Here is a 15,797-nt window from a genome sequence, read left to right as displayed (position 1 = left end):
GTCTCACGTCCGGAGCAGGCCCTCGATGAGGGCGTCCAGTCCGAGTTCGTAGGTGTCCTCGGCGGCGAGGGATGAGTAGTCGGAGTCGAGGGCGGCGAGGCGGGGGTAGGCGTCGGCGTCGAGGTCGGCGAAGACCTGCGCCCGGAAGGCCGGGCGGTCCCCCGTGGCCCGGCGGGCGGATCGGGCGCGCACGATGAACTCGATCGACTTGTTCGGCCGCGCGATCAATTTCGGCCGCGACGGCCGGGTAGCGGCCGGTGAACGCCGGATGGCCACCGGTGACGGCGACTGGCAGCTCGCGACGTTCCACGTCGAATCCGACGCCGACGCGCACGCCGACCACTGGGAAGTCCATCCCGGCAGTGACGAAGCGGTGTGCTGCCTGACCGGCGCGCTGCGCCTCTATCTGCGACCGGAGCACGAGGGCGACGACGAGACGATGGTCCGCCTCACGCCGGGCACCGCCTTCGTGGTCCCTCGGAACCGTTGGCGTCGCATCGACTCGACGAACCCTCCGACATCATGTCCATCGGCCTGCGTCACGACACCCGCCAGGAGCCGGTCGCGGCGCAGTGATCCGCCCTTCGGTTCCCGCGCCCGCGGCGCGTGCGCGGGAACCGCCTCGGCGAGCATCGCGACGTCCGAATACCGCCGGTCCCGCCCGCATCCGGCCGTCAGACTGGCCGTATGACGCGATCGACGACCGACTCGATGACCGTGCTGACCGGAATGTACGCGGCCGAAGCGGAATACCTGGCGGCCGGTGGGCCGGGCAACGCCTCGTTCGACCTGCTCGCGCCGTTCTTCCATCCAGCGGTGGTCCTCCATCAAGCCGAGAACCTGCCGTATGGCGGGATCTGGCGCGGTCACGACGGCATGGAGCGGTTCTTCCGCGCGATGAGCGCCACGTGGGAAGCTTTCGATCTGCTCGAACAGCGTTTCCTCACGGCCGCCGAGACTGTCGTGGTGCATACGGAAGTCCACGCTCGCGCCCGCGCGACGGGCCGCGAACTCACTTTCCCGATCTTGCAGACGATCACCTTCGCCGACGGCCGTATCGCCGAGGTGCGGCCCTTCTATTGGGATACCGCGGCGGTCGCCGGGATCTGCGCGTCGACCGGCCGATGATTCACGGCCGCCACAGCCTCCGGCCATGCACGAGCCAATTCGAGCAGAAACCGGAATTCCGCCGCACGATCGCGAGCTTCCGCCTGCGCAGCGCCCGCGACGGCGACGCCCGGCGCCGGGGCGCTACCGCCGCGCTTGGCTCGCACGGCCAGCGCGACCTGGAGCGCATAGCGACGCGCGTCGGTGTCGATCCCGGCGGGCGAGCCGGGCGCATATGGTCTCAGGTGCAGCAGCGCGTCCCAGATCTCGACGGTCATCCGATAGAGCCGGGACGTGGCCTCCCTCGGCGCGGAAAGATCCTCGGCCAGTACGACTTCCGGCACCACGGCGGTGAGATCCCGCCACAGCGGCCGCAGCCTGCGGCAGGCGCGCCCGGCGCGATCCAGGCCCGCCCGCGCCAGCAGCGCCGCGACCAGGGGGATCATGGTCACCAGGGTGATGGCGGAGAACATGAGGATCGCCGCGACAGCCCACAGCTTTCCCGGCTCGCTCGGCGGCGTACCGGCGAGCGAGCGACCGACCATGATCGTCATCGAGATCAACCAATAGATCGCGAACGCGAGCAACGTCGCGAAAGTGAGCTTCTCCCTGATCGAAACGCCTCTGGAGCGCAGCTCGCGAACGCAGGCACGAGCGAAAAGCAACGCACAGACGCCCCCGGGTAGCGCCGACAGTGTCCATACGACTTCGACGTAGTCGATCCGCCACGCCCATCGCAGGATCGGTGTGGCGACGATCAGCGAAACGACGACAGCGACCGCCGTCGTATCGTATCGCCGCTGACGCCGGTGGACGGTCGCCGCGTCGGCGCCGTCGACGAGCCTGGCCAGCCCGTAGAAGCTGGCGACCGCCATGAGACCACCGCAGAGGTAGACGCGCGGCCCGATGTCGGGACGATCCAACGCGACGGCCACCTCGTACAGCAGCAGACCTACGAGGTTCCAGCTGAAGGTGCGGTTGATCAGCCGATCGGTGGCCGTCTCGTCGACGAGCAGCCACCGCCCCGCGGTCATGAGGGCGACGAAGACGACAACCGACAGCACCACCGGAGTCGGGACAGCGTTCATCTCGATCGACGTTAAGTCCTCGTGCGGTGCGAGGCCAGCCCGGGCGCGAAACCCGTTGCGCCGATCACCGATCAGCGGACGGGGACCGCGGCGTTCAGATCCTCCGCCGCCGGTCCGGCCGCGGCGAGTTCGGCCGCCTCGTCGTAGACGTATTTCGCACCGATGAACCAAGAAGCCAGCGCGGCAAGGAACATCATCACGGCGGCCGAGACGAACACCACCACCAATCCGGAATGGAACGGGCCGGTGAGTAGATCGGGGAAGAACTCCTGACCGGTGAGGGTTTGCGCGTCGACGCCCGGCTTACCGAGTTCCCCCGTGGGACCGAGCAACTCCTGGATCGGGTTGTAGCCGAGGAACGCGGCGAACATGCTGGCCACCGGCGGCATCGCGGCCAGTTCGGCGGCGGCCCCCGCCGAGACGCCCTGCGCGCGCAGCCCGGAGTCCAGCGCGGACGGCAGGTTCGCCGCCAGCCCGACGACCATCAGGGAGAAGAAGATTCCCATCGACAGCGCGTTGCCGCCGTTGAAGAGGGTGCCGCGCATGCCGGAGGCCGCGCCGCGCTGGGCGGCGGGGACGCTGGACATGATGGCGGCGGTGTTCGGCGAGAAGAACAAACCGCTGCCGATACCGTTGAGCAGGGTGATCAGCGCGAACAGCCGGTAGTCGAAATCCACCGGGATGATCAGCAGCAGCAGGAACGTCGCGCCGGTCAGCAACGCGCCTCCGGTGGTGAACAGCCGGGGCCCGTAGCGATCGGACAGCCAGCCCGAAATCGGTCCGGCGGCGAGGAATCCGATGGTCAACGGCAACAGGTAGATGCCCGCCCACAGCGGGGTGGACTCGAAGTCGTACCCGTGCAGCGGGAGCCAGATGCCCTGCAACCAGATGATCAGCATGAACTGCATGCCGCCGCGTCCGATCGAGACCATCAGATTGGCGAAATTGCCGAGCCCGAAGGCCCGGTGCCGGAACAGCCCCAGGTGGAACATCGGGTCGGCGACGCGAATCTCCACCACGCAGAACACCGCGAGCAGCACGAGGCCGCCCAGCACCGCGGAAAGCACCCACGGGCTGGTCCAGCCGGTGGCGTGGCCGCCGTAGGGCTGGATGCCGTAGGTGATGCCGGTCAGCAGCGCGGTGAGACCGAGGCCGAAGGTGATGGTGCCCGCCCAGTCGAGCTTGCCCGCGGTCCGGATGCCGACTTCGTGCAGCGAGCGGTAGGACCAGACCGCCCCGAGGATCGCGATCGGGACGCTGACCCAGAACACCGCGCGCCAATCCCATTCCGAGAGCACGCCGCCGATGAGCAGGCCGAAGAACGAACCGGCCACCGCCGCGACCATGTTGATACCCAGCGCGGTGCCACGCTGACCGGCTGGAAAGGCATCGGTGAGGATCGCCGAGGAGTTGGCGGTCAGCATCGCGCCGCCGACACCTTGGACGACGCGCCAGACGATGATCCACATCGCACCGGCGCCCCCGTGCCACGGATCGAAGGACAGCGCGACCGCCGACAGCGCGAAGATGGTGAAGCCGAGGTTGTAGACCCGCACCCGGCCGAAGATGTCGCCGAGCCGCCCGAACATCACCACCAGCACGGCAGTGGCGAGCAGGTAACCCATCAGCATCCACAGCAGGTATCCGACGTTGCCCGCCTCTAGCGGGTTGAGCCCGACACCGCGGAAGATCGCGGGCAGCGAGATCAGCACGATCGATGAGTTGACGGCCGTGAGCAGGACACCGAGCGTGGTGTTGGTCAGGACGATCCACTTGTAGCGCGGATGATCCCGGTCGTAGCGCAACCGGCGCCGGATGGTCCGGACGTCGCCCGGATCGACTTCGATGGATGGATTCGTCACGGTAGCCCCTCACCAGATAGTTACCACCGCAAACTATATAGTTAGCGGATGTAACCATCAACCGGATATCCGCCGCGGAGCAAGATAGGTTAGCCTTGGCTGATTTGCTTTGAAGGAAGGTGCGACGATGAAGTTCGTTCGGACGCGCGGCCGTTGGCCGCGGGCGGCGCTGACCCTGATGGCGGGAGTTCTCGCCCTCACCGTCGCCGCGTGCGGATCCTCCGAGGACGAGTCGGCGTCCGGCGGCGAGAAGGTGACCATCACCCACGCCCGTGGCGAGACCACCGTCGAAGGCACCCCGAAGAAGATCGTCGCCCTCGGCAACCAGTGGCTGGACACCACACTCGCGCTCGGCGTCGTCCCGGTCGGATACCTCGACAATGTCGCGGTGGCCTCCAAGAGCACACCGCCGTGGGAGCCCAAGAGTCTCGAGTCGGCGAAGGCGCTCACCAGCACCGGGAATATCGCCGAACAAGTCGCGACCCTGGAGCCGGACCTGATTCTGGTCGACCCGTTCATCGCCGATCAGAAGACCTACGACGAGCTGTCCCGTGTCGCACCGACGCTGCCCGCGCTGAGCAAAGAGTCGGTGGCGCCCTGGCAGGACCAGGTCACCGCCCTCGGCAAGGTGCTGCACAAGACGGACGAGGCGAGCAAGGTGATCGCGAAGGTGGACGACAAGATCGCCGCCATCGCCGCAGCGAACCCCGGCCTGAAGGGCAAGACGTTCGCCAGTACCTGGCTGGCCGGTCCGGCGCAGCTGATGGTGTTGACCGACCCCGACGACGGGTCGTCGAAGGTGTTCACCCAACTGGGTCTCGGCATTCCGAAGAACCTCACCGACCTGCCCGCCAACCAGGGCAGGCTGGCCCTGTCACCGGAACGGGTCGACGAGCTGACCGCCGATCTGTTGCTGGCCGGCTATGCTCCGGGCCTCGACGAGAAGTACCGGCAGCTACCGGGATACGCCGACCTGCCCGCGGTCGAAAAAGGCTCGGTCGTCTTCCTCACCACTCAGGAGATCAGCGCCGTGAACACCCCCACCGCGCTCTCGGTGCCCTACATCCTGGACAAGCTGGAACCCGCCTTCGCCGCCGCGGCGAAATAGGCGACCCGCCGGTCAGCTCGATCCCACAAGCGGAGGTTCGGTCTTTGCCCGCCGCCACATATTCACAGCAGACCAGATTCGCGTTCCGGCCCGGCGTCACCTGCCCGACCGGTACGGCGGGCGCGGTGCTGACCGATCCGTCGCGCGAGGAGAAGCTGACCGGCCTGACCGCCGGTCAGCTCCAGGCGCTGGAAACACTGAACCGCGGACCGGCGACCCTGGCGGAGATGGCTACGGGCGGTGCCGATGTCGCCGGACTGATGGGCAGGCTCGCCGACGACGGCTGGCTGTCGATCACGGTGCGGGACGGCGGACGCGACCTCTACACCATCCGCCCGTTCACGCGGTCCGCGCCGCGACCGAGCACGCCGCTCCCCTGGTCGGCGACGCTGTCGAAATTCGCCGTGCTGCATCGCGACTCGGAAGGCTTCGTGCTCGAGCACCCGCGGGCGTGGTGCGATCTGCGCATCCACGACCCGCGCTTGCTGGCGTTGCTCGACGGGCTCGGCGCGGCCGACGCCGACGTGCCGATCGCCGTCAAAACACAGTTCGCCGACGACCTGCACTGGTGCGGATTCCTCGTCGCGGACGCGTACACGGAGGACGCCGAGTTCCCACAAGCGGAAGGCGCCTGCCCGTTCTGTGGTTCCGTCGCCGCGGCACGCTCGGCGAGCACGCCTCGAGCCGGGAGCATTCCGGTCCCGCCACGAGGAACCATCGCCTGAGGTCCGTGCGTGCACGCCACCGACGGTCGTGCGCGCCTGCGACCGGAATGCGGTCGACTTGCCGCGCCGCCCGCTCGTCGGACCGTGACCCGGCGCAGCCGAGCCCCTCGTTACGTCTGGGCGAGGATCTCCTCGTCCGTCATCGATGCCACCTCGAGGTAGAGCCGGGCGACCGCGGGCAGCCTGCCGTCCTTGCCTTCGCGTTCCTGTAGCCGCTCGGCGAACCGGGCGACGGTACGAGTGGCGAACAGGTCCGCGACCAGTGCGTGGTCGGCTTGCAACCACTCGCGTACCCGGGCGATGACGGTGGTGGCGAGCACGGAATCGCCGCCCCGGCCGAAGAAGTCGTCGTACACGCCGATCGCGTCGATCCCCAGGACGGTCGCGACGATATCGGCCAGCGCGGCCTCCACGTCGTCGCGCGGGGCGGTGGCCTGATCCTCCTCGGCCTCCGGTTCGAGGATGCGGACCACGGCGCGGCGGTCCAATTTACCGTTGGCGGTCAACGGCATCCGCGCCAGGAATTCGACGCGAGCGGGGACCATGTAGCCGGGCAGCAGATCCGAGACCGCCGCGGTGATGTCGCCGATCTCGGCCACGTCACCCGCGACGGCGGCGACCAGCTTGGGCGCGCCCGCACCGACGACCGCCGCGACGGCGTGCCGCACGCCCGGCACCGTGCGCAGCGCGCTCTCCACCTCGCCCAGCTCCACCCGGTACCCGCGGATCTGCACCTGATGGTCGGCGCGACCGAGGAATTCGATCGTGCCGTCGGGCCAGTACCTGGCCAGATCACCGGTCCGGTACCAGCGGATACCGTCGTGCTCGACGAAACGCTCCGCGGTCCGCTCCGGGTCGTTGCGGTAGCCCGCGGCGACGCAGACACCGCCGACCCACAGTTCCCCGGGCACCCAGTCGGGGCAGTCTCGGCCCGCGGGACCGACGACTCGGCACCTGACATTGCGCAACGGAACGCCGAACGGCACGGTCGCCCAGTGCGCCGGCGGCTCGCCCTTCACCTCGCAGATGGTGGTGTGGATGGAGGTCTCGGTCGCGCCGCCCAGACCGGCGAAGCGGCAACCCGGCACCTGGACCGAGAGCCTGCGGGCCAGATCCGCGCCGACCCAGTCGCCGCCGAGGACGACCGCGCGCAGCGAATCGCCCAGCTGGTCACCGCCGATCTCCAGAATCATGTCCAGCATGCTCGGCACACAGTTGAGGATCGACACCCGATGCGTGCGCAGCAGTTCCACCCACGTGGCCGGATCGGCGCGTTGCTCCGGATCGACGGTCACGACCGCTCCGCCCGTCGCGAACAGGCCGAAGATGTCGTAGACGGAGAGGTCGAATTCCAGGGCGGACAGTCCGAGCGCGCGACCTGTGCTGTCGACCTCGAACCATTCGTTCAACGCGTCGATGGTGTTCATCGCGCCGCGATGCGGGATTTCGACGCCCTTGGGCACGCCGGTCGATCCGGATGTGAAGAGCACGTAGGCGATCTCGCCGGTATGCGGGTAGACGGGCGCGGCCAGCGGCCGCGGGTAGTCGCCGGCCGCGTCGATGGATAGACACGCGATCGGCGCCCCCAGGTCCGCGCACTCGACCGTCAGCGCCGCGGCGATGCCGCCGGTGCGCAGGATCTCCGCGCGTCGCCCGACCGGCTGATCGAAACCGATCGGGACGTAGGTCGCCCCCGCCGCGAGCACACCGAGCACAGCAAGGACCTGGTCCGGCCCCTTCGGTAGCTGAACCGCGACCGCGTCGCCGGGCTGCACGCCCTCGGCACGCAAGGCGCCCGCCACGGCCAGCGCCCGGGCGGCCAATTCCCCGTAGTTCCACACCCCTTGCTCGTCGCCGAGACCCCACAGCACCGCGGGTGCACCGGGATTCGCCGCCGCGTGCTCGAAGAAGCCCTGGTGCAGACAACGCCCACTGACCGGGCCGTCGGTGGCGTTGACCGCGGCGCGGACCTCGGCCTGGGCGACCGGCAGCCGCACGGCGGCCTCCGCGTTCCACCCTGCCGCGCCTTCCCCCAGCCGCCCGATGGCCGCGCAGTACCAGGCGAACATGGCGTCGATCAGGCCCTCGGGAAAGGCCGACGCGCGCACGTCCCAGTTCAACAGCAGCCCGCCACGGACCTCGGTGACCTGCGCGTCGAGCAGCACCTGCGGTCCCTGCGAAATAATCCACACCGGCTCACCGAAGGTTTCGGTGACCTTGTCGGCGAACAGTTCGCCCAGATTCAGAGCACTGGTGTAGACGACCGGGGCCAGCACCGGCTCGCCGCGCTGCCTACCCAGATCGCGCAACACCTCGAGCCCGGAATAGGCGGTGTGCGCGCCGCTTTCGTGCATCCCCCGCTGTAGCGCGCGGGCGCGGTCGGTGACCGACATGCTCTCGGTGACGTCGACCTCGAGCATGATCGAGGAGGTGAAATCGCCGATCACGCGGTCGATGTCGGGGTGCACCGGATCCCGGTGGAACAGCGGCACATTCAGCAGGAAGCGACTCTGCGCCGACCAACCGCCGATGGTCTCGGCGAACACCGCCGCCAATGCCATCGCCGGTGTGATGCCGCGCTCGTGCGCGGCGGCGAGCAACCGCTGCTTGGCTTCCGGCGGCAGCCAGTGGTCGTAGCGCACGGTGCGGTTCGGGTCGGTGCGCTCGCTGACCGGAACGGTGGGAAGCTCCGGTGCGCCCGGCAATTCCGGCAGCCGCTGCTGCCACCACTGCCGGTCGCGGTCGCGAGCGGTGACGTCCTCTCGATGCTCGGTGCGGTGGCGACGGTAGGTATAGCCGGGGGCAGGCACGGCCGCCCCGTGGTACAGCTCGGCCAGATCGGAGATCAGCACGCGGTAGCTCATAGCGTCGCCCGCGAGCATGTCGACATCCAGGTGCAACCTGCTGCGGTCCGGGTCGCGCAGGGTGAGCGTGACGTCGATGGCCTGGCCATCTTCTATGTCGAGGCGCTGATGGGTCTTGCGCTCGCGCAACTCGGTCAAGGCGGCCTCGGTCTCCTCGGGCGACCGATCGCGCAGGTCGACGACGCCGAACACCGGTTTGCCCGGGGCCGTCATGGTCTGCTGAGTGCCATCCGGCAGGAATCTGGTGCGCAGCATCGGATGTGCGGCGACAAGCTCGGCCACCGCGCGCTCGAGTCGCGCGGGATCGATGCGGCCGCCGTCGAATTCGACGTAGAGGTGCGCGGCGACTCCGCCGAGTTCTTGCTCGTCGGAGCGGCCGATCCAGTACGCGTGCTGCATGGTGGCCAGCGGGAACGGAGCCGACTCGTCGTCGGCGGCCGCGATCGGTGCCACCAGCTCGACCGGCACCGGCTCTGCCGATCGCCCGGCGGCGTCGTTCGCGTCCAGCAGAGCGTGCCACGAAGCCACCGTGGGACTGGAGGCCAGCTGAGCGAAGTTGATGTCGGCGCCGCGCTTGCGCCAGCCGCCTGCGAGCTTCATCGTGCGGATCGAGTCGAGCCCGAGTTGGATGAGGTCGTCGTGATCGGCGATGTCGGCGGCGGTGAGCCCCAGTTGACCGGCCACCGCGGCCCGGATCTCCTCCAGGCCGATGTCCACCATTCCTTCTGCCCGACGCTGTGTCGACTCCATCGCGCTGCCACTCCTTGTCTGCCGCCGGATCGGCGGACCGAGACTGCTGCGGCATAGCTTAGCCGAGCCTAAATAGGTTTGCCTAACCTACATCGGCGCGCGCTTTCGGCCATTCCCGGGCCAATTCGAGCAGCTGCCGCAGACCGTGGGCACGATCGCGGCTACCGGATGGCAGCGCGGCGAACGGGGCCGTCTGCGCGACCGGCCGGAGCCCGGCGGCTCTGGACCGGATGGCATGGGCGATCCGACGGGCATGATCACCCGCACCGGGACCGGAGGCGGACTCGCGTTCCGGCGCCGGGAACGGCATATAGGGCTTCAAATGCAAGAGGGCGTCCTGGATCTCCACCGTCATCCGATAGAGCCGTGACGCCGCGCCGCTGTCCTCCTGGTTCAAGACGACTTCCGGGACGGCGGCGGTCAGGTCACACCACAGGGGATGCAGGCGGCGACAACGCCGGCCTGCCCGATCCAGCCCCGCGCGCACCAACACGGCGGTGAACAGTGGTATCGCCGTGAGTGTCGCGATGACCAGCAGGCAGAAGAACGACCAGACCGCCAAGACATTCCCCGGATGGCTCGGCGGCACACCACCTATCGCGCGGATGACAGTGAGGACTGCCGCCACCGCCCAATACACTGCGAGGCACAGCAGAACCGAATAAGTCAGCTTCTCCTTCGCCGAATGTGCCGCGGTCCGCAACTCCCGGACACTTGCCTGCGCCACCAGATACCCGCTGGCGGCCATGGGCAGCTCGGACAGCGTCCATACGATCTCGTCCAATCCGACATGCAGCACGTCCCGGGCGGCGGGCGAAATCACCAGCGTCACCGCCGAAGCGATGGCGGCGACGGCGTTGTAGATCCGCTGCCGTCGCAACGTCACCTCGGGCCGCGCCCCCGCGACCAGTTGCGCGAGCACCAGAACGACGGCGGTGGTCAGCAATCCGCAGCACAGGAACAGCCGCTGGCCGAGCACGGGGAATCCCGCCGCGCTGACGGTGACATAGAGCGCGAGGCCACCGACATTCCACGCCCATGCCCGGTTGATCATGCGATCGGTGATGGTGTCCGCGACGAGAAACCATCGCCCGGCCGCGATAGCCGCGACGGCCAGGATGACCGGGAACATGAACCACGCAGGCACGGAATCCATCGCCGAAGATCCTAATCGCCGCGGGCCGATCGCGAGCCGGTCGCGGTCCGCCGACCACGACCGGCTCTCTCGGATCATCGTTGCGCGGACCAGGATTCGCGCAGCATGGCCAACGCGTCCCCGGACAGCCCCGAGGCCGACATCGGCTCGTACCGATGTTCCTCGGGTACCCGCGCCGCCTGCGCGGCCTGATCGGTGGCCGCGTCCACCGCCGCCGCCAGCTCGTGGAGGGTGAAGTACTCGAAGATCATCTGCGGGGTCAGCGCCAGGCCTGCCTCGCCCGCTCGCGCCGCCCACTGGATCGCGATGACGCTGTCGCCGCCGAGCGCGAAGAATCCGTCCGTGCGGCCCACGTCGGTGATCTCGAGCAATTCCTCCAGGAGCGCGGCCAGCGTGCGCTCGGTCTCGGTTTGCGGCGGGCCTGGTTCGGCCTCGCCGACCGCGACCTCCGTGGTCGAGTAGCGCACCACGGTGCGCGCGGTGTCCCAGCCCTCCGGCGCGAGGTTCGAATCCCGGACCGCTGTATCGGGTTTCGTGGCGAACGCGGACAAGACCCGCACCAGCGTGTCGGCGAAGACCTCGCCGGAGGCCGGGTCGTAGAGCTCGGAGTTCACCACGACCCGCACCAGCAGCTCCCCGCCGGGTTGCACCAGGAAGTCCAGGTGGAAGTCCATGAACGCGGCGTCGTACTGCGGCGTGAGCGGAGTCAGCGTCGCCTCCCCGCGCGCGGCGAAATCGACCGTCGGCGCGGTGTGCCCGAACTGCATGATCACCTGGAACAGCGGGTTGCGGCCGAGTACCCGGGGCGGGTTGAGCGTCTCGACGATCCGCTCGAAGGGCACGTCCTGATGGCCGAGGGCGCTGAGCGCGGACTCGCGCACCCGCTCGAGCACGGTGCGCAGCGTCGGTTCGCCCGAAAGGTCGTTGCGCAACACCATCATGTCGGCGAACAGCCCGATCAGCCGGTCCACCGATCGTCCGGGCCGGTTGGCGACCGTCGCGCCGATCGGCACGTCGTCACCACCGCCGAGCGTGTGCACCAGCACCGCGGCCGCCGCCTGGCACAGCATGAATTCCGTCGCGCCGGACGTCTCGGCCAGCGATCGCAATGCCTGCCACGTCTCGGCGGGAACGATGCGGGTCGCGCTCACACCGGCGTGGCCGAGCCGCGCGGGCCGCGGGCGGTCGTGCGCGACCGCGATCTCCACCGGCAGCCCCGCCAGGGCGCCGCGCCAATAGTCGAGCTGTCTACGGCCGTATTCACTGAGATCGTCGCGGCCGGGTGCGTGGTCGAAGGTATCGCGCTGCCACACCGCGAAATCGGCGAATTGCAGCGTCAGCTCCGGCCAGGACGGAGCGGCGCCGCCGACCCGCGCCCGGTAGGCGACGGTGAGATCCTCGATGAACACCCGGCACGATTCCCGGTCGGTGACCATGTGATGTGCCAGCACCGACAGCACATGGGTTCGCTCGTCCAGGACGAACAGGCGCAACCGGACCAGCGATTCCGCCGCCAGGTCGAAGACGTGGCTCGCCTCGGCTTCCAGAGCTTCCTCCAGCCGGGCCGCCACCGTGTCCGGATCACCGTCGAGCGCAGTGTGCGGCAGCTCGACCGGGCCGGCCGGGGCCACCCGCTGATACGGCGTCCCCTCGTGTTCCGGGAAGCTCGTGCGCAGCGACTCGTGGCGGCCCACGACGTCGGCGAGGGCGTCGGAGAGCGCGTCGACGTCGAGCGCACCGTCGAAACGGATGGCGAACCGGAAGTTCTCCCAGCCGAACGGACCCTCCAGCTTGCGGCGCAGCCACAACGCGCGCTGCGAGTACGACAGCGGAACCCGCTCGGGGCGTGCTTGTTTCGTCGGCATCGCGGCGTCGTCGCCCGCTGTGCGCCCGGTGGGGGTGACCTCGTCGAGGTTCTCACCGAACTGGTCGTGATACCGGGCGACCAGATGCGCGGCGAGTCCCGCGACCGTCGGGGTGTCGAACGGCGCGCGCACGTCGATGTCGACCCCGAAGGTGTCACGCACCAGCGCGACCAGCCGGGCCGCGAGCAGGGAGTGGCCGCCGAGTTCGAAGAACGAGTCGTCGGCGCCCACCCGCTCGGCGTCGAACAACTCGCCGTACAGGGCGGCGAGCCGGATCTCGGTGGGTGACTCGGGCTCGCGATAGCTGTGGGTCTTCGCCAGCACGGGCTCCGGCAGCGCGCGGCGATCGAGCTTGCCGTGCGCGCTCAGCGGCACCTCATCGATCACCGCGAACGCCGCCGGGACCATGTGCTCGGGCAGTGTCGCCGCGACCGTCGCGCGCACCTGCTGCAAGTCGATCTCGGCTCCCGGCGCGGGTACCAGGTACGCGGCCAGGATGGGGCCGAGCCGCTCGTGGTCGGTGACGATCGCGACGCACTGCGCGACGCCGGGGTGGTCGGCGACCGCCGCCTCCACCTCCCCGAGCTCGATCCGGAACCCGCGCACCTTCACCTGTTCGTCGGCGCGGCCGACGAATTCGATCTCGCCGTCGGCGGTGCGCCGGGCGAGGTCACCGGTGCGGTACAGCCTGCCGCCGGGCAGGAAGGGATCGGCGACGAAACGCTCCGCGGTCAGGGCGGGCCGGTCCAGATAGCCGCGTGCGAGCTGACGGCCGCCGAGGTAGATCTCCCCGAGCACGCCCGGCGGCACCAGCCGCAACGAGTCGTCGAGCAGGTAGACGTAGACGTTGCGGTTCGGGAATCCGATCGGCACGATCCTGGTGCCCTGCGGCCCGTCGACCGGCATGGAGGTCGAGCACACGACGGCTTCGGTGGGGCCGTAGTGGTTGCGCAGATCGGCGTCGAATTGCGCGGCGAAGCGGTCGGCGATCTCGCCGGGCAGCGCCTCACCGCCGACCGGCACGTGCCGCAACGCCCGCCAGTCGTTCGCCTCCGGCAGCATGAGGAAGGTCGCCAGCAGCGACGGCACCATGTGCAGCACGGTGATCCCGTGCCGGGCGATCAGCTCGGCGACATAGGGAATGTCGCGGTAGGCGTTCGGTTTCGGGACCACGATGCTCGCGCCGGCGATCAGCGGCAGGAAGATGTCGGCCAGCGAAGCGTCGAAGCTCACCGAGGTCGCCTGCAGGACCCGCTCCGGGATGCTCGCGTCCCAGTCGGCCGCGAAATTCACCAGGTGGTCGGCGATCGCGTCGTGCGGGACGGGCACGCCCTTGGGCTGGCCGGTGGAGCCCGAGGTGTAGATGACGTAGGCGATGTTCGACGGGCGCAGCGGTGCGGTGCGGTCGGCGTCGGCCGGTTCCGTGTCCGGCAGGGCCGCCGCCTCGGTCATCGCCGCGGCGATCGCGTCGGCGTCGAACGACAGCGTCGGACGGGCGTCGGACAGCAGATATTCGATGCGATCCGGAGGATAGGCCGGATCGATCGGCAGGTACGCGGCGCCCGACTCGAGCACCGCGAGGCTCGCGACGATGAACTCGATGGAGTTCGCCATGCGCAGCGCGACGAGCTGCTCGGGGCCGGCACCGCGGCGAATCAGCCAGTGCGCCAGCCGGTTCGCGCGCCGTTTCAACTCGGCGTAGGTGAGTTCGGCGTCGTCGGATACCACCGCGACGCGATCCGGGGTCGCCGCCACCTGCCGCCGTACCAGGTCGACCAAGGTGGTCGCCGGTGCGTCGACGAGCGGACCGTGCGACGCCGCGATGATCTCGGCGCGGTCGGCGGCGCCGAGGATGTCGATCGCGCGGACCGGTTGCCCCGGATCGCCCACCGCGCCGGCGAGCAATGCCAGGTAGTGCCGCAGCAATTGATCCACCACCGACCGGTCCAGCTCGTCGACGAGATAGGTGGCTTCCACGCGCGCACCCGCGTCGTCGAGGACGACCATCAGGCCGAGGGGCTCCTGCGCGACCGCGCTTCCCCACGGCAGCTCGATGGATCCGACATCGGCGAGATCGAAGCCGTTCGCCCCGCCGCGCACGCTGAAGCTCAGCTGCACCAGCTGGGCCAGGCCGTCGCTGCCCGCGATGCGGTCCGAGCTCACCTCGCGGACGACCCGCTCGACGCCGACGCCTTGGTGCGCGAACGCGTCGCGGGCGGCGTCCCTCGTCGCGTCGACCAGCCCGGCGAACGTCTGCGCCGGATCGATGCGGGCCCGCAACAGCAGCGTGTTGCCGAAATAGCCGATCAGTGCCTCGGCGTCGCGGCCTCGGCGGTCGGTCACCGGCACCGCGACGAGGAAGTCCGTCGCCGCCGTGTACCGATTGACCAGCGCCTGGAAGGCGGACAGCAGCACCATGAACGGGGTCGCCGACCGTTCGCGCGCGACCTCGGTGACCCGGTCGAGCAGTTCGGGCGGCAACGGCAGCACGCACTTGTCGGCATTGCGCGTGGCGGCGGTCGCGCCGAGCGCCCCGGGCAACTCGAGTCGTTCCGGCAGCGGAGTCAGCCGGGCGCGCCAGTACGCCAGGTCGGCGTCGTCGTCGGCGGACCGCTCGGCGAGCGACACGTCGACGTACTGCGACCGGATCTCCGCCAGTGCGTCACCGCGGTAGGCGGCATTGAGCTCGGCGAAGAAGACCGACCAGGAATCGTCGTCCCAGCCGATGTGGTGGATCGTGAGCACCAGCACGTGTTCGGCCGGGCCGGTGCGCGCCAGCGTCACCCGCAGCGGAGAATCCGAGGTGAGGTCGAACGGACGCGTGAATTCCCGCCTCGCCAGGACTTCGAGCCGCCTGCCTCGCCCTTCCTCGGACAGGTCGGTGAGATCGTGCTGCTGCCAGGCGATTCCCAGATCGGTGTGCGCGATCTGATACGGGTCGCCGTCCGCGCCTGCGTGGTAGGTGGTGCGCAGGATCTCGTGCCGCGCGACGACGGTGTCGAAGGCGGCGCGCAGCCGCGCGGTGTCCAGCGGACCGTCGAGACGGTAGCCGACGCAGACATTGAGCGTGGTGTCCTCCGGCGCGACCGTCTGCAGGAACCACATCCGCTGCTGCGCGGACGAGAGCGGAGCCGGTTCGCCGGGGCGCCTGCCGCGCTCGGGTGTCGCCTGGGCGGGCGCGAGTTGCTGTTCACGCAGTCGCTGCTGGAGCAGCCGCTTGCGCCGCTCGAGGATCTCGTCTGACATGGGGGTCCTTCAGGCTGGGAATTCGA

General features: G+C 69.3%; 10 protein-coding genes. 4 read left to right on the top strand and 6 right to left on the bottom strand.

The genetic code is table 11. From position 1 onward, the window contains the following. Positions 1-3: 3 nt before the first annotated feature. Positions 4-192, bottom strand: coding sequence for a hypothetical protein (locus ON29_RS04540; RefSeq protein WP_040864864.1), 189 nt, complete (start codon positions 190-192; stop codon positions 4-6). A gap of 1 nt (position 193) precedes the next feature. On the opposite strand from ON29_RS04540, the gene ON29_RS04535 reads away from it, so the two are divergent. Next, positions 194-691 (top strand): cupin domain-containing protein, encoded by a 498-nt coding sequence (locus ON29_RS04535; RefSeq protein ID WP_245548819.1) that lies wholly within the window; start codon positions 194-196, stop codon positions 689-691. After that, positions 688-1,128, top strand: a complete 441-nt coding sequence (locus ON29_RS04530) for a nuclear transport factor 2 family protein (protein WP_083863229.1) — start codon at positions 688-690, stop codon at positions 1,126-1,128. The genes ON29_RS04535 and ON29_RS04530 overlap by 4 nt, the downstream gene beginning before the upstream one ends. On the opposite strand, the gene ON29_RS04525 is transcribed toward ON29_RS04530, so the two are convergent. Both ON29_RS04525 and ON29_RS04520 read right to left on the bottom strand, forming a co-directional pair. Further along, positions 1,077-2,195, bottom strand: coding sequence for an MAB_1171c family putative transporter (locus ON29_RS04525; protein ID WP_040864862.1), 1,119 nt, complete (start codon positions 2,193-2,195; stop codon positions 1,077-1,079). The two genes, ON29_RS04530 and ON29_RS04525, sit on opposite strands and share 52 nt — an antisense overlap. Positions 2,196-2,266: 71 nt before the next feature. Beyond that, a complete protein-coding gene (locus ON29_RS04520) occupies positions 2,267-4,057 on the bottom strand; it encodes an MFS transporter (RefSeq protein WP_085994828.1) in 1,791 nt (596 codons plus the stop codon). 127 nt (positions 4,058-4,184) lie between these two features. On the opposite strand from ON29_RS04520, the gene ON29_RS04515 reads away from it, so the two are divergent. Together ON29_RS04515 and ON29_RS04510 are read left to right on the top strand one after the other, a co-directional pair. Continuing rightward, a complete protein-coding gene (locus ON29_RS04515; protein WP_051174862.1) occupies positions 4,185-5,165 on the top strand; it encodes an ABC transporter substrate-binding protein in 981 nt (326 codons plus the stop codon). Positions 5,166-5,209: 44 nt separating this feature from the next. Next, complete coding sequence (locus ON29_RS04510) at positions 5,210-5,890, top strand: hypothetical protein (RefSeq protein ID WP_051174861.1); 681 nt, start codon at positions 5,210-5,212, stop codon at positions 5,888-5,890. Positions 5,891-6,000: 110 nt separating this feature from the next. Here the strand turns inward: ON29_RS04510 and ON29_RS04505 are convergent, their stop codons facing one another. The 3 genes from ON29_RS04505 to ON29_RS04495 all read right to left on the bottom strand — a co-directional run bounded on the left by ON29_RS04505 (position 6,001) and on the right by ON29_RS04495 (position 15,771). After that, complete coding sequence (locus ON29_RS04505; RefSeq protein ID WP_040864861.1) at positions 6,001-9,474, bottom strand: non-ribosomal peptide synthetase; 3,474 nt, start codon at positions 9,472-9,474, stop codon at positions 6,001-6,003. Between the two features lie 112 nt (positions 9,475-9,586). Next, entirely contained in the window at positions 9,587-10,660 is a 1,074-nt protein-coding gene (locus tag ON29_RS04500) for an MAB_1171c family putative transporter (protein WP_040864860.1), read from the bottom strand. Positions 10,661-10,734: 74 nt separating this feature from the next. Further along, positions 10,735-15,771: a non-ribosomal peptide synthetase gene (locus ON29_RS04495; RefSeq protein WP_040864859.1), complete on the bottom strand. Its 5,037-nt coding sequence runs from the start codon at positions 15,769-15,771 to the stop codon at positions 10,735-10,737. Positions 15,772-15,797 lie beyond the last annotated feature (26 nt).

The organism is Nocardia exalbida NBRC 100660 (assembly GCF_000308575.1).
GTDB classification, from domain to species: Bacteria; Actinomycetota; Actinomycetes; order Mycobacteriales; family Mycobacteriaceae; genus Nocardia; species Nocardia exalbida.
The sequence above is the reverse complement of the archived record's forward strand: the minus strand, read 5'-3'. Positions and strand labels throughout refer to the sequence as shown.